Annotated in this window: 20 protein-coding genes, 2 tRNA genes and 3 rRNA genes; 20 read left to right on the top strand and 5 right to left on the bottom strand. The window is 42.2% G+C overall.

The window, feature by feature from the left end; translation table 11 throughout:
- The first annotated feature begins 14 nt into the window (after positions 1–14).
- Positions 15–596 (top strand): peptide deformylase, encoded by a 582-nt coding sequence (def, locus tag MKP07_RS35905; protein WP_240852835.1) that lies wholly within the window; start codon positions 15–17, stop codon positions 594–596.
- Here the strand turns inward: def and radC are convergent, their stop codons facing one another.
- The gene (gene radC / locus MKP07_RS35900) at positions 597–1,286 is read right to left on the bottom strand and encodes a RadC family protein (protein ID WP_240852834.1); all 690 of its coding nucleotides are present in this window, start codon (positions 1,284–1,286) and stop codon (positions 597–599) included.
- A gap of 211 nt (positions 1,287–1,497) precedes the next feature.
- Between radC and MKP07_RS35895 the strand changes: the two genes are divergently transcribed.
- The 19 genes from MKP07_RS35895 to MKP07_RS35815 all read left to right on the top strand — a co-directional run bounded on the left by MKP07_RS35895 (position 1,498) and on the right by MKP07_RS35815 (position 15,697).
- Entirely contained in the window at positions 1,498–2,277 is a 780-nt protein-coding gene (locus MKP07_RS35895) for a ribose-phosphate pyrophosphokinase (protein WP_240852833.1), read from the top strand.
- Positions 2,249–2,362: a hypothetical protein gene (locus tag MKP07_RS43415; protein WP_394803767.1), complete on the top strand. Its 114-nt coding sequence runs from the start codon at positions 2,249–2,251 to the stop codon at positions 2,360–2,362. Before MKP07_RS35895 ends, MKP07_RS43415 begins: the two co-directional genes overlap by 29 nt.
- A 126-nt stretch (positions 2,363–2,488) precedes the next feature.
- Positions 2,489–2,605, top strand: a complete 117-nt coding sequence (locus MKP07_RS35890) for a hypothetical protein (protein WP_240852832.1) — start codon at positions 2,489–2,491, stop codon at positions 2,603–2,605.
- Positions 2,606–2,640: 35 nt separating this feature from the next.
- Positions 2,641–3,066, top strand: a complete 426-nt coding sequence (locus MKP07_RS35885) for a 50S ribosomal protein L25 (RefSeq protein WP_240852831.1) — start codon at positions 2,641–2,643, stop codon at positions 3,064–3,066.
- A 134-nt stretch (positions 3,067–3,200) separates the two neighbouring features.
- Positions 3,201–3,371: a hypothetical protein gene (locus tag MKP07_RS41800; RefSeq protein ID WP_240852830.1), complete on the top strand. Its 171-nt coding sequence runs from the start codon at positions 3,201–3,203 to the stop codon at positions 3,369–3,371.
- Positions 3,347–4,240 (top strand): GMP reductase, encoded by an 894-nt coding sequence (locus MKP07_RS35875; RefSeq protein WP_317236263.1) that lies wholly within the window; start codon positions 3,347–3,349, stop codon positions 4,238–4,240. The genes MKP07_RS41800 and MKP07_RS35875 overlap by 25 nt, the downstream gene beginning before the upstream one ends.
- A 1,051-nt stretch (positions 4,241–5,291) precedes the next feature.
- Positions 5,292–6,819, top strand: a 16S ribosomal RNA gene (locus MKP07_RS35870).
- Between the two features lie 208 nt (positions 6,820–7,027).
- Positions 7,028–7,102 (top strand) — tRNA-Ile (locus tag MKP07_RS35865).
- A gap of 87 nt (positions 7,103–7,189) precedes the next feature.
- Positions 7,190–7,262 (top strand) — tRNA-Ala (locus MKP07_RS35860).
- A 339-nt stretch (positions 7,263–7,601) separates the two neighbouring features.
- Positions 7,602–10,399: ribosomal RNA gene (locus tag MKP07_RS35855) — 23S ribosomal RNA — on the top strand.
- Between the two features lie 127 nt (positions 10,400–10,526).
- Positions 10,527–10,638: ribosomal RNA gene (gene rrf / locus MKP07_RS35850) — 5S ribosomal RNA — on the top strand.
- Together the 16S, 23S and 5S rRNA genes with 2 tRNA genes alongside form the textbook arrangement of a ribosomal RNA operon.
- A gap of 329 nt (positions 10,639–10,967) precedes the next feature.
- Entirely contained in the window at positions 10,968–11,540 is a 573-nt protein-coding gene (gene pth / locus MKP07_RS35845; protein ID WP_240852828.1) for an aminoacyl-tRNA hydrolase, read from the top strand.
- Between the two features lie 78 nt (positions 11,541–11,618).
- The gene (locus tag MKP07_RS41795; RefSeq protein ID WP_317236253.1) at positions 11,619–11,948 is read left to right on the top strand and encodes a fumarylacetoacetate hydrolase family protein; all 330 of its coding nucleotides are present in this window, start codon (positions 11,619–11,621) and stop codon (positions 11,946–11,948) included.
- Positions 11,909–12,181 (top strand): fumarylacetoacetate hydrolase family protein, encoded by a 273-nt coding sequence (locus MKP07_RS41790; protein WP_317236252.1) that lies wholly within the window; start codon positions 11,909–11,911, stop codon positions 12,179–12,181. Before MKP07_RS41795 ends, MKP07_RS41790 begins: the two co-directional genes overlap by 40 nt.
- A gap of 74 nt (positions 12,182–12,255) precedes the next feature.
- On the top strand, positions 12,256–12,594 hold the full coding sequence (locus MKP07_RS35835; RefSeq protein ID WP_240852827.1) for a hypothetical protein: 339 nt from the start codon (positions 12,256–12,258) through the stop codon (positions 12,592–12,594).
- 135 nt (positions 12,595–12,729) lie between these two features.
- Entirely contained in the window at positions 12,730–13,173 is a 444-nt protein-coding gene (locus MKP07_RS35830; protein WP_240852826.1) for a carboxypeptidase-like regulatory domain-containing protein, read from the top strand.
- Positions 13,170–14,165, top strand: coding sequence for a TonB-dependent receptor plug domain-containing protein (locus MKP07_RS35825; protein WP_317236262.1), 996 nt, complete (start codon positions 13,170–13,172; stop codon positions 14,163–14,165). The genes MKP07_RS35830 and MKP07_RS35825 overlap by 4 nt, the downstream gene beginning before the upstream one ends.
- Entirely contained in the window at positions 14,162–15,118 is a 957-nt protein-coding gene (locus tag MKP07_RS35820; RefSeq protein WP_240852825.1) for a TonB-dependent receptor domain-containing protein, read from the top strand. The genes MKP07_RS35825 and MKP07_RS35820 overlap by 4 nt, the downstream gene beginning before the upstream one ends.
- An 87-nt stretch (positions 15,119–15,205) precedes the next feature.
- Positions 15,206–15,697, top strand: coding sequence for a DUF4442 domain-containing protein (locus MKP07_RS35815; protein WP_240852824.1), 492 nt, complete (start codon positions 15,206–15,208; stop codon positions 15,695–15,697).
- Positions 15,698–15,707: 10 nt separating this feature from the next.
- Here the strand turns inward: MKP07_RS35815 and MKP07_RS40650 are convergent, their stop codons facing one another.
- The 4 genes from MKP07_RS40650 to glmS all read right to left on the bottom strand — a co-directional run bounded on the left by MKP07_RS40650 (position 15,708) and on the right by glmS (position 19,795).
- Entirely contained in the window at positions 15,708–15,830 is a 123-nt protein-coding gene (locus tag MKP07_RS40650; protein WP_262920218.1) for a hypothetical protein, read from the bottom strand.
- Positions 15,831–15,846: 16 nt separating this feature from the next.
- The gene (locus MKP07_RS35810) at positions 15,847–17,223 is read right to left on the bottom strand and encodes a DUF4954 family protein (protein WP_317236251.1); all 1,377 of its coding nucleotides are present in this window, start codon (positions 17,221–17,223) and stop codon (positions 15,847–15,849) included.
- Positions 17,205–17,807: a DUF4954 family protein gene (locus tag MKP07_RS40645; protein WP_262920217.1), complete on the bottom strand. Its 603-nt coding sequence runs from the start codon at positions 17,805–17,807 to the stop codon at positions 17,205–17,207. The genes MKP07_RS35810 and MKP07_RS40645 overlap by 19 nt, the downstream gene beginning before the upstream one ends.
- A 149-nt stretch (positions 17,808–17,956) precedes the next feature.
- Entirely contained in the window at positions 17,957–19,795 is a 1,839-nt protein-coding gene (gene glmS / locus MKP07_RS35805; RefSeq protein ID WP_240852823.1) for a glutamine--fructose-6-phosphate transaminase (isomerizing), read from the bottom strand.
- Between the last annotated feature and the right edge of the window lie 38 nt (positions 19,796–19,833).

Raw genomic sequence — 19,833 nt, 5'->3', positions numbered from 1 at the left:
GTACCTTTGCCGGCATGATTCTCCCAATAGTAGCTTACGGCAATCCCGTTTTAAGAAAAGTAGCAGAAGAAATAGGGCCTGATTATCCCGGTTTAAAAGAGTTGATTTCCAATATGTGGGAAACCATGTATGCGAGTAACGGAGTAGGTTTGGCGGCTCCTCAGATTAATAAATCTATCCGTTTATTTGTGGTAGATTCTGCACAGATCTTCGAAGCAATGGAAGACGAAGAAGAAAAGCAGGAGTACCCGGGAGATGAGGGGGCAAAAAAGGTATTCATAAACGCTCATGTAAAAGAACTGAATGGAAAACCCTGGGCTTATAACGAGGGGTGTTTAAGCATACCTAAAGTTAGGGAAGATGTGACACGCGCCGAATCGGTTACTATTGAATACGAAGACGAAAACTTTCAAACACATACCGATACCTATACCGGTATTACCGCAAGGGTTATTTTACACGAATACGATCATATCGAAGGTAAATTGTTTATCGATCATTTACCAGCCCTGAAAAAGCAGTTGCTTAAGAGAAAACTCAATGATATCTCTTCAGGAAAAATCAAGGTAGACTATAAAATGTCTTTTAGCCGTTAGTTATAGCAAGCCGTCGTCGGCAAAGCTATAATACCCGGCGTCGCTTACGATAACGTGATCCAGCACTTTAATATCAAGAAAAGTAGCAGCCTGTTTGATTTTTTCGGTCAGGTACTCATCAGCTTTACTTGGCTTCAGGCTTCCGGAAGGGTGATTATGGCTTAAAATAAGGCTGACAGCATTTTTCTCCAGCGCATGTTTTAAAATAACCCTGGGGTCGGCCACTGTTCCGGTAATCCCACCGGTGCTGATAATATCAAAACTTATAATTTTATTAGACCGGTTAAGGTAAATAACTGCAAATACCTCTTGCTGGTAATCCTTGAGTCGCTCTTTTAGAAAATCCGCCATCTCTTTAGATGTAGTAAAACGTTGCTTATCGGGCATACGGCCCATTTGTCGTCTTCGGCCTAGTTCCATTGCGGCTGCTATAGTGATGGCTTTGGCTTCCCCAATTCCTTTTACCGAGGTTAACTGTTTGATGCTGATAGTGCCCAGTTCGTTAAGATCGTCATTGCCGAGCTTCAGTACGTCTTTGGCCAGCGTTAATGCAGATCTTTCTGGTGTGCCATTATGAATAAGTATTGCTAAAAGCTCCGAATTGCTCAGGTTATTAGCACCAATGGCTGTTAGTTTTTCCCGAGGCCGGTCATCCTTCGGCCATTCTTTGATGGTGTTTTTCTGTTCCATAAGTTAACCTAAAAATACGAAATTTTTAAGTAGTGTATCTTTCTAAGAAAGAGTAATTTGTATTTTAATCACAATAGTTAATTTGTAATAAGGTGGCAACCAGTGTTCTAATATAAAAATGAGTCGCCATAAAATCCGCTACTCAAAAAAAAAGGCTTTCAACCTCATAAATTGAATAAAAAAATATCTTCGCCGCTCATCCACGAACACAATGCATAAAGCTCAATCGATTCCCCATGCTGCTAAAATATTTTCGGGAACAGCATCCGAAGCACTGGCAGTAGAAATAGCAAAACATTTTGGCTGTGACCCCGGAAAGCTTAGTATTCAACGCTTTGCCGACGGCGAGATTTCTCCCAATTACCTGGAAAGTGTAAGGGGCGATTACATCTTCCTGGTTCAGAGCACCTATTCTCCCGGAGATAATCTAATGGAATTATTGCTCATGATCGATGCCGCCAAAAGGGCCTCTGCCTATAAAGTGATAGCAGTTTTGCCTTACTATGGCTATGCCCGGCAAGACAGGAAGGACCGCCCAAGGGTAGCTATTGGCAGTAAGCTGGTAGCTAATATGCTCACAGCAGCCGGAGCAGACCGTATAGTGACTATGGATTTACACGCTCCGCAGATACAGGGATATTTTGATATCCCGGTAGATCACCTGGATAGCCATGCCGTGTTCATTCCCTATATTGAGCAGTTACAGTTAAAAAACCTTACCTTTGCGGCCCCTGACGTGGGAGCAACCAACAGGATCAGGGAAATTGCGAGTTATTTTAACGCTGATATGGTTATTTGCGACAAGCATCGCAAACGGGCCAACGAGATAGCAAGCATGAGATTGATAGGTGATGTGGAAGGCAGAGATGTGGTGATAATTGATGATATCTGTGATACCGGTGGTACTTTGGCTAAATGTGCTGCATTGATTAAGGAGAAAGGAGCCAGGAGTGTGAGGGGCAATGATTACGCACCCTCTGTTGAGTGGTAATGCGTATGAAAATATAGAGAGCAGTGTGTTAGAAGAATTGGTGGTATGTAACACCATTCCGTTGAAAAAGAAAGCCCTAAGATAAAAGTTATTTCTGTGGCAGAGCTATTCGCAGTAGCCATTAAACACGCTTTCGAAAATAAGAGTATTACAAGTTTATTTGTACACTCTAATTTAAGAACCAGTTAGTAAATATTAAAACAACATACAAATGAAAACAATTACAATCGAAGGACAACTGAGGACCGAGTTTGGCAAGTCAGCCACCCGCCAGGTTCGCTCTCAGGGAAATGTGCCTGCTGTAATTTACGGGGTGCTAAAGAAGTAAACTTCAGTGCGTCTAGTGCAGCGTTTAAGCCTTTAGTGTATACACCTAACTTCCAGATAGCAGAAGTTAAAGTGGATGGAGCAACTTACAGATGCATTTTGAAAGATCTTCAGTTTGATAAAGTAACTGATGCTTTAATTCACGTAGATTTATTAGAGCTGGTAGAAGATAAAAAAGTTATCGCTACTGTACCTCTTAAGTACACAGGTACTTCTAAAGGTGTAAGAGCTGGTGGTAGATTTGTTTCTAAGATCAAATCGGTTAAAGTGAAAGCTTTACCAAAGCATTTGGCTGAAACAATCGAAGTAGCTATCGACAATCTTGAGATTAATGAAAATATCAGAATCGAGGATATCGTAGCTCCGGATATGGAAATCCTGAACTCTCCTCGTATCCCTGTTGCTTCTGTAGTAATGACAAGACAATTAAAACAAGAAGAAGCTGCGGCTGGTAAGAAATAATTATAGCAAAAGCTGTGAAATAGGCTGTCTCATCAGAGGCAGCCTATTTTTTTGCCCAAAATTTGCTTTTATAGTGTTACAGTTAAATCAGATAATTTGAATATCTTCTCTGTTATTTAATAAAAAGGATCTTTATGCGAATTGAGTATGAAATTAAACTGGGATTTAAAGACGTGATGATACGCCCAAAACGTTCTACATTAAAAACCCGTGCAGATGTTGAGTTGAACAGGGACTTTACTTTTTACATTCAAAACAGGTTTGGAAAGGCGTCCCTGTTATTGCCGCCAATATGGACACTGTAGGCACTTTTGATATGGCAATAGCCCTCTCTGCAGAGAAAATTATCACAGCTATTCACAAGCATTATTCTATAGAACAGTGGAGCGCTTTTTTGGAGGGTATCGACGATGAGACCTATCAGTATATAGCGGTAAGTACTGGCACCGGTCTTTCCGATGCCGACAAGCTAAAAACATTACTGAGCAGCTATCCTAAACTTAATTTTATCTGCATTGATGTAGCTAATGGTTATTCCGAACATTTTGTGGCATTTGTAAAGCAAACGCGCACATTATACCCCGATAAAACAATTATTGCAGGAAACGTGGTAACCGGAGAGATGGTAGAGGAGTTGCTGCTAGCCGGCGCAGATATCATTAAAGTAGGTATAGGCCCTGGTTCGGTTTGTACCACCAGGGTAAAAACAGGGGTAGGATATCCTCAGTTATCAGCTATTATTGAATGCGCCGATGCCGCGCATGGCCTGGGCGGACAGATTATTTCAGATGGTGGTTGTAAAGTGCCGGGTGATGTGGCCAAAGCATTTGGAGCGGGGGCTGATTTTGTAATGTTGGGAGGCATGCTAGCTGGCCATGACGAGAGTGGGGGAGAAGTGATTGAAGAAAAGAACGAGAAGTATAAGCTGTTTTACGGAATGAGTTCGAAGACAGCAATGGACAAGCATGCTGGTGGTGTAGCTAATTACAGAGCTTCCGAAGGCAAAACGGTTAAAATCCCATATCGTGGTCCGGTAGCTGATACGCTAAAAGATCTGCTAGGTGGTATTCGTTCAACCTGCACTTATGTAGGCGCTGCCCGGTTGAAAGAGCTCACCAAGCGCACCACCTTTATTAGGGTAGCTGAACAACATAATGAGGTATTTGGAGCTTGATGGTGTGTCCTTTCTGCTATCTAGCACCTAGCATCTAATATCCAGTATCCAGCATTCTTTTTTATATAACTAGTTGATAATTAGCGTTTAGCGACATGTAATTTACGCACGATGGCTTGCGGTTCATGTTTTATTATGGTTATTTGGATATTTTTTAAAATAAAAGTGGTAAAAAGTTTTGTGGTGTTGTAAAGAGTTCTATATTTGCAACCCGTTAGCGAATAGCGTAGTTCTTAAAGTGTTGTAAATGTTTGGTAATGAGTTGTTTGAGAAGATTTATCAAAAATAAATTTGGTGAGTTAAAATAAAGCTTTTACATTTGCATCCCGTTTGAGAGTTAAAGACGGAAAGAAGTTCTTAGAAAAGCCCTTAGGGTACTGAATAACAAATTAATAATGAATGACTTATTTTAAGCATTCCGCTTATTTCCCACCTTGTGTAGTTGTAGCTACGGTCTTCGAAAAAAGATTAAAAAAAGTTGGTTAAGTTTTGAAAGTTTTCCTTATCTTTGCCGTCCGAAAATAATTGATCGGGTAGTTCTTAGAGAGGTTTTTGAGTGAGTTTTTGAGATTGGTTCTTGGAAATAAATTTGAAAAAAGTTTCGAAAAAATTTGGCAGATTAAAGTTGAAACACTAGCTTTGCAATCCCAATTAAAAACAACGGTTACGAAAGTTGTTTAGTTCTTCAGAAAGTTACAGAAAAGATGATAGGAGCGTTAGAGGCGCTTGAGTGGTAAAGCCCGCAGATGTAGATGGATCGGGATAGTATTTTACGCTCTGAAAGTTTAGAAATTAGTTCTTTAGATATTTGATAATGACATTTGGTCTGATGGTTCATAACCATAATTATCGCTTTAATCATTAGCATATTAGCACATCAGCGAATTAGCTAATTGGTTGTAAGTTCTTTGAAAGTTTGGAAACAATAGCACAATCAACTACTCTTAATTGAGTAACACGAAAGGTAAGTCAAAAAGCAAATAACATTCGATTTTTGACACGTTAATTTTTCTTCTTGAGAATTTTTAATAGTCAGCAATCAAACTCATTTACAACGGAGAGTTTGATCCTGGCTCAGGATGAACGCTAGCGGCAGGCTTAATACATGCAAGTCGAGGGGCAGCGGGGTAGCAATACCGCCGGCGACCGGCAAACGGGTGCGGAACACGTACACAACCTTCCTTTTAGTGGGGGATAGCCCAGAGAAATTTGGATTAATACCCCGTAACATGATGATGAGGCATCTTATTATTATTATAGTGGCAACACGCTAGAAGACGGGTGTGCGTATGATTAGGTAGTTGGCGGGGTAACGGCCCACCAAGCCTTCGATCATTAACTGGTGTGAGAGCACGACCAGTCACACGGGCACTGAGACACGGGCCCGACTCCTACGGGAGGCAGCAGTAAGGAATATTGGTCAATGGAGGAAACTCTGAACCAGCCATGCCGCGTGGAGGATGAAGGTCCTCTGGATTGTAAACTTCTTTTATATGGGACGAAAAAAGGGCTTTCTAGCTCGACTGACGGTACCATATGAATAAGCACCGGCTAACTCCGTGCCAGCAGCCGCGGTAATACGGAGGGTGCAAGCGTTATCCGGATTCACTGGGTTTAAAGGGAGCGTAGGTGGGTTAGTAAGTCCGTGGTGAAATCTCTGAGCTTAACTCGGAAACTGCCATGGATACTATTAGTCTTGAATATTGTTGAGGTTAGCGGAATATGTCATGTAGCGGTGAAATGCTTAGATATGACATAGAACACCAATTGCGAAGGCAGCTGGCTAAACATATATTGACACTGAGGCTCGAAAGCGTGGGGATCAAACAGGATTAGATACCCTGGTAGTCCACGCCCTAAACTATGGATACTCGACATACGCGATAAACAGTGTGTGTCTGAGCGAAAGCATTAAGTATCCCACCTGGGAAGTACGACCGCAAGGTTGAAACTCAAAGGAATTGGCGGGGGTCCGCACAAGCGGTGGAGCATGTGGTTTAATTCGATGATACGCGAGGAACCTTACCTGGGCTAGAATGCGAGTGCCGTACCGTGAAAGCGGTATTTCTAGCAATAGACACAAAGCAAGGTGCTGCATGGCTGTCGTCAGCTCGTGCCGTGAGGTGTTGGGTTAAGTCCCGCAACGAGCGCAACCCCCATCACTAGTTGCCATCAGGTAACGCTGGGAACTCTAGTGAAACTGCCGTCGTAAGACGTGAGGAAGGAGGGGATGATGTCAAGTCATCATGGCCTTTATGCCCAGGGCTACACACGTGCTACAATGGGGAGGACAAAGAGTCGCAACACGGTGACGTGAAGCTAATCTCAAAAACCTTCTCTCTCAGTTCAGATCGTAGTCTGCAACTCGACTACGTGAAGCTGGAATCGCTAGTAATCGTATATCAGCAATGATACGGTGAATACGTTCCCGGACCTTGCACACACCGCCCGTCAAGCCATGAAAGCCGGGTGTACCTAAAGTCGGTAACCGTAAGGAGCTGCCTAGGGTAAAACTGGTAATTGGGGCTAAGTCGTAACAAGGTAGCCGTATCGGAAGGTGCGGCTGGAATACCTCCTTTTTAGAGCAAGCACTTACCGTGCTGTTGTTTCCTTTTCTTTCAATATTATTGAAGTCTATAGTCAATGGTCGATGGACCATGGTCTGCAGCAAAAGTTCTTTACATAAGACCTGATGGCCAAATTTGAGTACGGCAATCTAAAGCCAGCTGATAATTATCATTTATCATTAGCATATTAGCTAATTATCAAATTGGCCCATTAGCAAACAGATCCGTAGCTCAGCCTGGTTAGAGCACTACACTGATAATGTAGGGGTCACCAGTTCAAATCTGGTCGGGTCTACAAACTGGTAATTAGTTGGCTGGTTGACTGGTTGATAAGTTATTTGCTTGTTAACTGATTAACTAATAAACTAATCAACCTTAACCTGGGGGTTAGCTCAGTTGGCTAGAGCATCTGCCTTGCACGCAGAGGGTCATCGGTTCGACTCCGATATCCTCCACAAAGTAGAAGGTAAGGCGTTACGCCTCACAGAATAGTTCTTTATATAAGATGATAGTGACTTAAAAATAGTTTTAAGGTCTGATGGTTCGCAACCATATTATCAACTAGATCATTAGCAAATTAGCACATCAGCAAATTAGCTAATTGATAGAAGTTCTTTGACATATTGAAAAAATATTGTTAGGAGAGTACCTAACATAGTTTATCGATCATTTTTTGAAATATCACCAATTTATTGGTTGGTCTGAAGAAATGTGGTCGGGTAACAACTACAACAAACTAAATAAAAAGTCCAGTAGAGATACTGGCCTCATATTAATTAAGTTTTATAAACTTTTTTAAAGCAATTAAGGGCGTATGGTGGATGCCTTGGGTCTGAGAGGCGATGAAGGACGTGGTAAGCTGCGATAAGCCAGGGGGAACTGCACACGAGTATTATATCCCTGGATTTCCGAATGGGACAACCTGTTACGTTGAAGACGTATCACTCGAAAGAGAGCCAACCCGGAGAACTGAAACATCTAAGTACCCGGAGGAAAAGAAAATAAGTCAATGATTCCCTAAGTAGTGGCGAGCGAACAGGGAAGAGCCTAAACCGGCTTCGCGTGCGGAGCCGGGGTTGTAGGACCACATTTAGAAAGCATCATCAAGCTGAATCATCTGGAAAGTTGAGCTATAGGGCGTGAAAGCCGCGTAAGCAGAAATTGATGTGGACGAGTGGTATCCTGAGTAGGGCGGGACCGGAGGAATCCTGCTTGAATCTGCCAGCACCATCTGGTAAGGCTAAATACTCCTCAGACACCGATAGTGAACCAGTACCGTAAGGGAAAGGTGAAAAGCACCCTAAATAAGGGAGTGAAATAGTACCTGAAACCGTACGCCTACAAGCGGTCGGAGCATCTTTATGGTGTGACGGCGTGCCTTTTGCATAATGAGCCTACGAGTTAGTCCTCACTGGCGAGGTTAAGTTTTAAACAACGGAGCCGTAGCGAAAGCGAGTCCGAATAGGGCGCTTAGTCAGTGGGGCTAGACGCGAAACTTTGTGATCTATCCATGGGCAGGTTGAAGGTGTGGTAACACACACTGGAGGACCGAACCCGTTGACGTTGAAAAGTCTTGGGATGACCTGTGGATAGGGGTGAAAGGCCAATCAAACTGAGAGATAGCTCGTTCTCCCCGAAATGTTTTTAGGAACAGCCTCGGTTTATAAAGTCTGTTAGAGGTAGAGCTACTGATTGGGCTAGGGGCTTCACCGCCTACCAAACCCTGACAAACTCCGAATGCTAACAGATGTTTACCGGGAGTGAGGCTGCGGGCGCTAAGGTCCGTGGCCGAGAGGGAAATAACCCAGAATAGCAGCTAAGGTCCCCAATACATAGTTAAGTTAATCAAACGATGTAGAGCTTCAATAACAGCCAGGATGTTTGCTTGGAAGCAGCAATTCATTTAAAGAGTGCGTAACAGCTCACTGGTCGAGAGGCTCTGCGCGGAAAATAATCGGGTATTAAACTATGAACCGAAGCTCTATGATCGGCGCTCAAGCGCATGATCGGTAGGGGAGCATTCTGACTGCATCGAAGGTGTACGGCGACGTATGCTGGAGCGGTTAGAAAAGAAAATGTAGGCATAAGTAACGATAAATAAGGTGAAAAACCTTATCGCCGAAAGTCTAAGGGTTCCTGATCAACGTTAATCGGATCAGGGTTAGCCCGGTCCTTAGTCAAACCCGAAAGGGGTAGACGATGGAAAGCAGGTTAATATTCCTGCGCCCACTATGCATTAAAAGTGACGGAGAATGCTAGCACTACAGGCTGACGGATTAGCTGAGTGGATCCTTCGGGTGAAGCGCAAGTGTGAAAGTTCTTCCAAGAAAAGCGAGCATAGCGGCCGGTACCGCAAACCGACACAGGTAGACGGGATGAGTATTCTAAGGCGCTCGGGTGAGCCGTGGAGAAGGAACTAGGCAAATTGATGCTGTAACTTCGGGATAAAGCATACCACTTTCGGGTGGTCTCAGTAAAATGGTTCAACCAACTGTTTAACAAAAACATAGGGCCCTGCAAAATCGAAAGATGACGTATAGAGCCTGATACCTGCCCGGTGCTGGAAGGTTAAGGAAGGATGTTCGGCGCAAGCCAAAGCTTCTGACTGAAGCCCCAGTAAACGGCGGCCGTAACTATAACGGTCCTAAGGTAGCGAAATTCCTTGTCGGGTAAGTTCCGACCTGCACGAATGGTCTAATGAGTTGAACGCTGTCTCCTCCACGAGCCCGGTGAAATTGTAGTATCGGTGAAGATGCCGGTTACCCGCCACGGGACGGAAAGACCCCGTGAACCTTCACTATAACTTTGCATTGATTTTGAATTACGGATGTGTAGCATAGTTGGGACGCTATGAAGCGGTGGCGCCAGCCATTGTGGAGCGGTCGTTGAAATACCAACCTTCTTTGATTTAGGATCTAATCCCTAGCGGGAAACAGTGCATGGTGGGTAGTTTGACTGGGGTGGTCGCCTCCTAAAGAGTAACGGAGGCTTGCAAAGGTTCCCTCAGTACGGTTGGTAATCGTACGCAGAGCGCATTAGTATAAGGGAGCTTGACTGTGAGGCAAACAGGCCGAGCAGGGACGAAAGTCGGCTAAAGTGATCCGGCGGTTCTGTATGGAAGGGCCGTCGCTCAAAGGATAAAAGGTACTCCGGGGATAACAGGCTGATCTCCCCAAGAGCTCATATCGACGGGGAGGTTTGGCACCTCGATGTCGGTTCGTCACATCCTGGGGCTGGAGAAGGTCCCAAGGGTTCGGCTGTTCGCCGATTAAAGTGGCACGTGAACTGGGTTCAGAACGTCGCAAGACAGTTCGGTCCCTATCTGTGGTGGGCGTTAGTAAATTGAGAGAACATGACCTTAGTACGAGAGGACCGGGTCGTACGTACCGCTGGTGTATCAGTTGTGCCGCCAGGTGCAATGCTGAGTAGCTAAGTACGGACAGGATAAACGCTGAAAGCATCTAAGCGTGAAACCTATCTCAAGATGAGTTTACTTTTAAGGGCCGTAAGAGACTATTACGTTGATAGGCTACAGGTGTAAAGGTGGTAACATCAAAGCCGAGTAGTACTAATTGCCCGTACGCTTTAATTTTATTTTGTTAGGTACTCTTCTAATTTTTTCTTTTTCCAATATGTTATCTTATTGTTGGTTTACTGGTTTATTAGTTGATATGGATTGGTTCCTGTTCAACAAGTAAACAAATCAACCAATTACCTTTTATGGTGGTTATACCAAGGGTGTTCACCTCTTCCCATACCGAACAGAGAAGTTAAGCCCCTTAAGGCCGATGGTACTGCACAACAATGCGGGAGAGTAGGTAGCTGCCATTCTTTTTAGAAAGCCTCACAGTTTTGTGAGGCTTTTTTATGCACAATACCAGCCTGAACTACCCGCATCATCTAAATCAGAAGTTTGTAGCCACCAGCCATAACACAGAAGATTAGCACCTCAAGCCCGGCCCTATAACAATACTTTTTTTTAAAATCCCATCTGCCGGGCTCCTGTACCATACATTAATCTTTCTTTTTGCTGTTAAAACCAATATCAAGCTTGATAATTGAACAAAATTTTCCAAAAGAAATTCTGGTTTGTAATTATGTATCGTATTTTTGACGTAAGTTGCTATTTTACAGTTATTTTGTAATTTTGATGGTACAACATGAAGTTTTTAATCGTCGGACTGGGAAATATTGGCAACGAATACGCACATACCAGGCATAATATCGGATTTGATGTAGTTGCTGCATTCGTTCAAAAGCATGGTGGTAGTTTCAGGCAGGATAGATTGGCTTTTGTTGCCGATATAAAGTGGAAGGGAAAGCTATTTGTTTGTGTTTGCCCTACAACTTATATGAACTTAAGCGGGAAAGCCTTTAAATACTGGATGGATAAAGAGAAAATAGCGCTTGAAAATACTTTTACGATCCTGGATGATCTTTCTTTACCCATCAATAAAATAAGAATCAGGGGGAGTGGTAGTGACGGGGGACATAACGGTTTGAAAAGTATACAGGACTCAGTGGGATCTATTGCTTACCCGAAGCTTCGGTTTGGCATTGGCAATAACTATCCTAAAGGTATGCAATCTGATTTTGTGTTAGGAAAGTGGACCAAACAGGAAGATCCGGTAGTAAAGTTCAAAATAGATAAATCGATAGAAGCAATCGAAATATTTGCTACTCAAGGATTAAATGCAGCTATGAACACTATTAATAATCTGGAGTTTGATTAAGATTTTGATCTTGTAGAAAAACCCTTATATCATGAAAATTTTTGTATCGGAAGAAATTATGCGGCACATGCTAAAGAATTGGGTAATGAGGTACCTGAAGAGCCCGTTATTTTTCTGAAGCCCAAAACCGCCCTTTTAAAGCCACATTTACCTTTTTATTATCCCGAGTTTACAAACGAACTGCACTATGAGTGCGAATTGGTTTTACGCGTTTGCAAAAATGGTCGTTACATTAATAAAAGGTATGCTCATCAATATTACGACGCTATAACTCTTGGAATAGATTTTACGGCAAGAGATATTCAAAATGAGCTCAAACAAAAAGGACTTCCTGGGAAAAGGCAAAAGCCTGGGATAATTCTGCTGTTTTGGGCGATTGGAAACCGCTCAGTGATTTCCCTAATCTAAAAGATATCAATTTCGGCTTTTACAAAAACAACGAATTGGTTCAGCAAGGCAATTCGGGCAATATGATTTATAGCTTCAATACGCTCTTGGTCAATATTTCAAAGTACTTTTCTCTGAATATAGGTGATGTTATTTTTACCGGTACCCCTTCTGGTGTTGGGGAAGCACTTCCTGGAGATGATCTCGAAGGTATATTGGAGGACAGTATTGTGCTGAATCTAAAGGTCGAGTAAGACTTTTTTACGAGAAGTTTTCATTTGCGGATATTTAGTTTTTGAAAGTGTTATATTTGCAACATAGTTTCAATTTGCAAAGAGTATTTCGTATACGACAAATTTTAGCCGTAGCCCTGCTATTGGCTTTCGCAATAGGCGTTACACCTAAGCTGTATTTTCATGAACTATTCGCCAACCATACAGACAACAATTGTGTAGATCATTACTCAGGAAAAACTCAGTTTTCTACTTATAAGTTTAATTGCGGGTTGGTTAATATGGAAGGAGTATCTCCCTTCCTGGAAGCAAAGCAAACCTATCCCGCAAGTCCCGATATTTTTCTTCAATGCTATCCTGATATTCCCATAAATGATTGGGTGCAGCTGCAACCAGAACGTACCCAACATCGCGGCCCGCCTGCATTATCCTGATTTAAGAGTTAGTTTATTCGCTTTTCTGGCAAACTCTAAAGAGTTAGCTGTTCTATTTCTATACATTACAGTGTAGACTTCGTGTTTACATGTATTCAAATTATTCAGGTTATGCAATTCAGATATATTTTATCCATGTTATTTTTACTAGCCACTCACGTATTGTTGGCCAATGATGAAAAGGCAGGCTTATCTGGTGTGGTAACAGATGCTACCACTCAAACTTCGTTAGCTGGCGCTACTATTTCAATACCCGATCTTAGGTTGACTACTACTACCGATGCTAATGGCCGGTATGAATTTAATGCGCTTACGAGTGGACGATTAACGATACAGGTATCCTATGTAGGTTACAAGTCGAAAGTAGAGATGGTTACAGTTCAGGGACAGACGACCCAGAACTTTTCTCTATCTCCATCAGTGGTTGAAAATGAAAATGTGACAGTTACCGGTGTTTCTTCAGCAACGCGTTTAAAATCCACACCGGTTCAGGTGTCTATTATTTCTAAAAAAGATATTCAACAATCGGTAGGTAATAATCTTTTAGACGTGGTGGCCAAAGAGGCGGCGTTTCTATAGTTACTACAGGACCCGCAATAGCGAAACCATTTATACGCGGACTTGGTTATAATCGTGTAGTAACTATTAATGATGGTATGAGGCAGGAGGGACAGCAATGGGGCGATGAACATGGCCTCGAAGTAGATGAATATAGTGTGCAAAAAATAGAGATTTTGCGTGGGCCGGCTTCACTGATGTATGGCAGCGATGCGATCGGAGGAGTAATTAATATACTAACCAATACCCCAATAGCTAATAATACAATACAGGCTAATGTACAATCTACGGTGAACGCGAATAATCGCATGTTTGGACAGTACGCAAACGTAGCAGGTAATGTCAATGGTTTCAACTGGAATGCTTATGGGAGTATTAAAACAGCGGGAGACTATCGTAATAAATACGATGGCAATGTGTTAAACAGCAGGTTTAACGAAAAGAATTTTGGTGGTTATATTGGTATTAATAAGCGATGGGGATTTTCGCACCTGATCTTTTCTCATTTTGACCAGCATATGGGAATGGTAGAAGGTGAGCGTAATGAAGCTGGCCAGTTTCTTTATGAGGACGCGTTACCGTCAAATAGTATCATTAAAGGTAGAACACCATTAGATCCTAACCAGCGGGTTCAACATGCAAAATTAGCGTTAGATAATAGCTTTTCCCTGGCAAATGGTGGCAGAATCACCGCTTTGATTGGTTTTCAACGCAATCAACGCAGGGAGTTCGGGCATGATCATGAGGAGGAGCATCACGACGAACATGAGCATGAAGACCACGATCATGAAGAGGAGTCAGGAGCGCCCTCAGCTTACTTTGATTTAAAGACGATCAATTATAGTATCGCCTATCATATTCCGGAGTGGAATAACTGGAAAAGCAGTTTTGGTGTAAATGGAATGGGGCAGCAAAATCAGAATAAAGCGGCCGAAGCCATTATACCCGACTACAGTTTATTTGATGGGGTGTATATGGTGTTGCTTCCAAAACCTGGAATCAAACAACAGTGAGCGGCGGACTACGGTATGACATCAGAAGCATTAACAGCAAAATGATGTTGGGTGAAGAAGGCGGGGAGAGGTTTCAGGCATTTTCTAAAATCTTCTCCAATGTTTCGGCTAGCCTGGGAGCTACACATGCTATTAGCGACCATGTATCTTTAAAAGCTAATATTGCCAGGGGATTTAGAGCGCCTAACTTATCGGAATTGGCAGCTAATGGTGCACATGAGGGAACCAATCGTTATGAGATAGGAGAACGGGGGCTTAAAAGCGAAGTGTCTACAGCGGTTGATGCCGGAATAGAAATCACAACCAATCATATTGATATTAGTATAGCACCTTATTTTAACCACATCAGTAATTACATTTTTTATAACAGGTTACTGGGTAGCAATGGAGCTGATTCATTGATAGATGGTGTACCTGTGTTTCAATTTAATCAGCAAAATGCAAGGCTGATGGGTATTGAAGCCCGTTTCGATGTTCACCCGCATCCACTGGATTGGCTACATTTCGAAAACACTTTTAGCTTTGTTAGAGGAAAATTTGTTCAGCCGGTTGATGGTTCGCATAACTTACCGCTGATAGCTCCGGCCAGTGTTTTAACAGAACTGAGGGGAGAGTTTGCAGATGTATTGAAGCTGTTCTCTAATTTATATATAAAAGTAGAAATGAACGCCGTTGCAGCTCAAAACGATTTTTTTGCTGGTTACGAAACAGAGACTGCTACAAAAGGTTATGTTTTATTCAATGCCGGAATTGGTGCCGACATAAAAATTGCCAATAAAAAGCGGTTTACCTTCAATGCAGGATTACAAAATATTGGAGATGTTGGATATCAAAGCCATTTGAGCCGGTTAAAATATGCAGATGCAAATCCGGTTACAGGAAGAGTAGGTGTATTTAATATGGGACGTAGTTTTACGGCCCGTATAATTATACCATTTGAATGGAAATTATGATACCTGAAAAATGAAGCATAACGTCACCCTCTGCCGGTGAGGTTTTTTTATGTTTATACTTTAACTTTATAGGAATCGATAAAAACTATGGAGTCTGCAAACGAGTTTATTCAACTGGCCAATTCTTCCAGGTTTAAGTTTTTTCTGTTAAGGAAACTGCCTTCCGCATATTTCAGCGGAGTGCGCTTGAAAACTTTATCGGAAGATGCCTGCTTGGTTACTGTGCCGTTTAAGTGGTTTAGTCAAAATCCATTTCGCTCTACCTATTTTGCATGTCTTGCTATGGCTGCCGAATTGAGTACGGGCGCATTGGCAATGGCACAGGTTTATAAAAGAAAACCTGCTGTTTCGATGCTGGTTGTAAAAATGGAAGCAGCGTATTTTAAGAAAGCAACTGAGTTGACAATATTTACTTGTAATAATGGTGCCGAATTCAAGAAGTCAGTAGCCGATGCCATCGAAACAGGCGAATCACAGGCCTTAACTGCCTATTCAGAGGGTCGAAATGCAGCAGGTGAACTTATTGCCCGCTTTAGTTTTACCTGGTCGTTTAAAGCAAAGCTGCCTAACGCCGGATGAGCCGGGTTGTTTACAGCAATTCTTTTACTTGTTGCGTGAAAGCATTGAGCTCTTCGTTTTGCTGAATGATAAAAGTATTGCTTTCAAATGATCCTAACACACTTTCCATCTCTTCCTTTGTATCATACACCATATTCTTAAAAGTGTTTTTATAATCTTTTTCCTTCGAACTGGATACACTTTGGTAATCCACTCCTTAGTTTCAGGGTTTGTTGAAAAAGACTTTTGAGGAAACTTTTGTCAATTTGCTCGAATGATACATTTTCGCTTCTTGCTAATAAGAATAGGGCATGTAGCATTTTTTGAGTATCGTACTGCTGTCCCTGTTCCTTGTAAAATTGGTGTATTTCTTCCCAGCCTTTTAGTACACCGTTTCTTACCTGATCAAGAAGGTTATCTACCCGGTCTTTCGCTATCAGCTGACCTCCTATATTAATCCACTCCTGTAAATCGATGTTTAATTTACCTGCATGAATCAGTTCGAAAAAGCGATCGTAATTGTTTGCACTAATGTATTTAATTATTTCACTTCCGGCATAAAATGACAGCATACGCTTGTATACATTGTATGCTTGTTGAACTTTAATGATTTGTACTTCCCTTTTAGAGTTTTCAAAACCAGAAGCGGTCACGTTTAGTTTAGTTACCAGAGGCGAATTATGTTCTAACAAAGACTTCCCCTTAGCTGAAAATTCAGCGTCGCTTCCCACTATTTCGTTGTCCTTGTAAAAAGCTCTGCCGGTAAATAATTCTAACAGCCGAAGTGATTTGTAGATCTCGTTCGCCGTATCGGGCGCCAAGCAATTAAACTCCAGCTCTTGCTGCTTGTTGATTCTCTTATCTCTCTCCGAAAATTTCCTTTCATTTCTTTGAATGGCATACATATTATACAGAAACCAATACGCAGGCATGATAACGAGCTTATTGTTGCTTTCTTCATTACTTATGAGTGCAAAAGGAAAAGGGATATCCAGTTCCGCTGGATAATTACCTTTCGCTATCATGGCAAATGATGCAAACCTGGAGTTGTGTTTAAGGCTTACACATAGGCCCGGCCAAAAGCCCCGGCCTGCCTGTAGTTCACCATCAGCACCCCTTGAATTGTGGTTGGAACCAATGGTCGCCCCAGCTGCCATATTACTTTGTCCCATTACCAAGGCTGCGCACAGAAAAGAATTATTATTATGATGTTGTTCGTGTGCCGGAAATATCAATGAGTTTAAAACCTCGCAGCAGGATACCGTGGCATTCTCACCCAGATAAGAGTTGATAAGCCGGGCTCCATACTTTAATTGCGAAAAGGGAGATAGGATAAAACGTACGGCCTTAACACCATAAAAGGCACGGCTTCCAACTCCCATAATACCATTTACCATTTCGCATCCTTCTCCAATTTGCGACTTAGCTTCTTCGTTGGAATTAATGGTGAGGTTTTTTAGTTTATTGGCCCCTTTAACATACGCATCTGTCCCCATCTTAACGTCCTTGATGATATGGGTGTTTTTAATTACTGTTCTCTTGCCCACCTTACCATAATATCCATGTATGGCATCAAACTTTTTTCAGTGAACTGCTGAAAGGCATGCATCAGTTTTTCATCACCCCTGTACTTTGTCCATAGCCAGGCATCTCCTGCTAACATACCATCAAAGGGTAATACCTTTCTGCCTCCGTTTTCATTGCACAACTCCATCCATATCCGAACACTTTCTTTCTCGCCTTCTTTTAATATCCCATTGCCAAATTTTGCGTGGGAGGTACAACTCATTTCATTGACGTTGGCGATAATAACATCGTCATCAATAATATAATGACCAAGGAATTTTACATTACTGATAGAAACATTGTCACCAATATCGCAACTTACAATCTGGCTGTGATAGAGCCCTACCGGGAATTTCACTTCGCTGAACTCCAGGAAGTATTGTTCCAGTTTTCCAATACGAACCAGTCCGTAAAAAGTACATTCTTCTATCAAATGTATATCTATACCATCTCTCACCCATACATCATCCCAATTGCCCGACCGGTTGCGGTTTGATTGAAGAATAGTGATTTCCTGCTTGGTCAGTGGCCGGTAGTCATTTGCCGGATTCTGTTGAAATCTCAAATAGTATTCATCTTTACCTTCCGGTAAAAATGCTGCCGGTATAAAATTATATCCCAGTTGGTCTGCTTTGTGTTTTTTATCTGATTCATTGATCTGCGGCAGAAGGTTATTTGAGTAGGGAATTATTTATTTGGAAAGTTGGCAAAACCTTATTCTACGGTAACGCTTTTAGCCAGGTTACGCGGCATGTCTACATTGCAATCCTTGGCCACCCCAATATAATAGGAGAGCAGTTGTAATGGAATAACATTGATCAAAGGTGCAATTACTTCGTCGGTTTCAGGGACGATCATCACATCATCGCAGATACTTGTTGACATTTCATCGCCCTCTGTTATAACCGCTATGAGTTTTCCTTTACGGGCTTTGATCTCCTGCATATTGCTTACGACTTTTTCATGATAAGCATCTTTTGTTGCTACAAACACCACGGGCAAATGTTCATCTACCAGGGCAATGGGACCATGTTTCATTTCAGCCGCAGGATAGCCTTCTGCATGTATATAAGAAATTTCTTTGAGCTTCAATGCTCCTTCCAAAGCAATGGCAAAATTAAAACCGCGGCCCAGGTACAGAAAGTCGCGGGCGTCTTTATATTTTTCTGCTATGGATTTAATATGTTCATGATGGTTTAATACCCACGCAGCTTTTTCAGGAACGGCGTCTAATTCATTCAATAGTCTTCTATATTTCTCATTCGATAAAGTACCTTTCATGTATCCTACTTTCAAAGCGATCATCATCAACACTGTTAGCTGTGCTGTAAAGGCCTTGGTTGAAGCAACGCCTATTTCCGGGCCAGCATGGGTGTAAGCTCCGGCGTGCGATGCACGGGCTATGGAGGAGCCCACTACATTTACTACACCCAGGATAATGGCGCCTTTTTCTTTGGCGCTTTCTATGGCAACCAAAGTATCAGCTGTTTCTCCACTTTGGCTTATTGCAATGATAACGTCTCCCTTGTTAATTACAGGATTGCGATACCTGAACTCTGAAGCGTATTCTACTTCAACATTGATCCGGCAGAGATCTTCAATAATATATTCTGCTACCAAACCTGCATGCCAGCTGGTACCACAGGCAATAATAACAATTCGGTTAGCGTTAATAATTTGTTCGGCGTATTGTTGTATACCAGCCATGGTAATGGTTCCGGCAGTAGCATCCAGTCTCCCACGCAGGCAGTCGTAAATAGTAGTGGGTTGCTCAAAAATCTCTTTCAGCATGAAATGGTCATAACCGCCTTTCTCTATCGCAGCCAGCTCAAGGTCTAGCTTTTGCACGTAGGGAGTGATTTTTTCATTACCCAGGTTCTTTAAAATAAGCTCATCAGGTTTTACTATAGCCAGCTCATAGTCGTTTACATAAACAACTTCCTTGGTATATTCCAGCATCGGAGAAGCGTCTGAACCTAAAAAATGTTCACCCTTGCCAACGCCAATAACCAACGGGCTTCCTTTGCGCGCTGCAATAATAGTATCTGGGTTTTCATTGTCAATTAATAATATAACGTAAGCTCCTGTAACACGTTTTAAAGCAATCCTTATAGCTTCCTCCAGGGTGCATTCGTTGTTTGTTTTAATCTCTTCAATGAAGTTTAAAAGCACTTCTGTGTCAGTGTCACTTTTAAATGTGTATCCCTTTTTAGAAAGTTCGGATTTTAGTTGGGCGTAGTTTTCAATAATGCCATTATGTATCATGGCTATATTACCGCTCGCCGAATAGTGTGGGTGGGCATTTTTGTCGTTGGGTTCTCCGTGGGTAGCCCAGCGGGTATGGCCAATACCTGTAGTTCCGGCCACATTGTTGGTTCCAATGCTTTCTTCCAGGTCAGCTACTTTTCCCTTCTTTTTATAAATAGTAACATCATCTTTTTGCTGAAGTGCTACTCCCGCACTATCGTATCCACGATATTCTAATCTTTTCAGTCCTTTTATAATAACGGGGTAAGCCTGCCTTGTACCCGTATAACCTACAATGCCACACATAGTATAAAGTTTTTAGGAAGGCGAAAATAAGGTTTTTA

The organism is Paraniabella hibiscisoli (assembly GCF_022512515.1).
Classification (GTDB): Bacteria; Bacteroidota; Bacteroidia; order Chitinophagales; family Chitinophagaceae; genus Niabella; species Niabella hibiscisoli.
Note: the sequence above shows the minus strand (reverse complement) of the source record. Positions and strands in the feature narration are given on the sequence as shown.

Excerpts from the sequence above, each read along its gene's own strand:
- MKP07_RS41800 (WP_240852830.1), top strand. The coding sequence starts at position 3,201 with ATGCGAATTGAGTATGAAATTAAACTGGGATTTAAAGACGTGATGATA.
- MKP07_RS35830 (WP_240852826.1), top strand. The coding sequence starts at position 12,730 with ATGTTATTTTTACTAGCCACTCACGTATTGTTGGCCAATGATGAAAAG.
- MKP07_RS35895 (WP_240852833.1), top strand. The coding sequence starts at position 1,498 with ATGCATAAAGCTCAATCGATTCCCCATGCTGCTAAAATATTTTCGGGA.
- radC (WP_240852834.1), bottom strand. The coding sequence starts at position 1,286 with ATGGAACAGAAAAACACCATCAAAGAATGGCCGAAGGATGACCGGCCT.
- MKP07_RS35890 (WP_240852832.1), top strand. The coding sequence starts at position 2,489 with ATGAAAACAATTACAATCGAAGGACAACTGAGGACCGAGTTTGGCAAG.
- glmS (WP_240852823.1), bottom strand. The coding sequence starts at position 19,795 with ATGTGTGGCATTGTAGGTTATACGGGTACAAGGCAGGCTTACCCCGTT.
- MKP07_RS40650 (WP_262920218.1), bottom strand. The coding sequence starts at position 15,830 with ATGGTGTATGATACAAAGGAAGAGATGGAAAGTGTGTTAGGATCATTT.
- pth (WP_240852828.1), top strand. The coding sequence starts at position 10,968 with ATGAAGTTTTTAATCGTCGGACTGGGAAATATTGGCAACGAATACGCA.
- MKP07_RS43415 (WP_394803767.1), top strand. The coding sequence starts at position 2,249 with ATGATTACGCACCCTCTGTTGAGTGGTAATGCGTATGAAAATATAGAG.
- def (WP_240852835.1), top strand. The coding sequence starts at position 15 with ATGATTCTCCCAATAGTAGCTTACGGCAATCCCGTTTTAAGAAAAGTA.
- MKP07_RS35815 (WP_240852824.1), top strand. The coding sequence starts at position 15,206 with ATGGAGTCTGCAAACGAGTTTATTCAACTGGCCAATTCTTCCAGGTTT.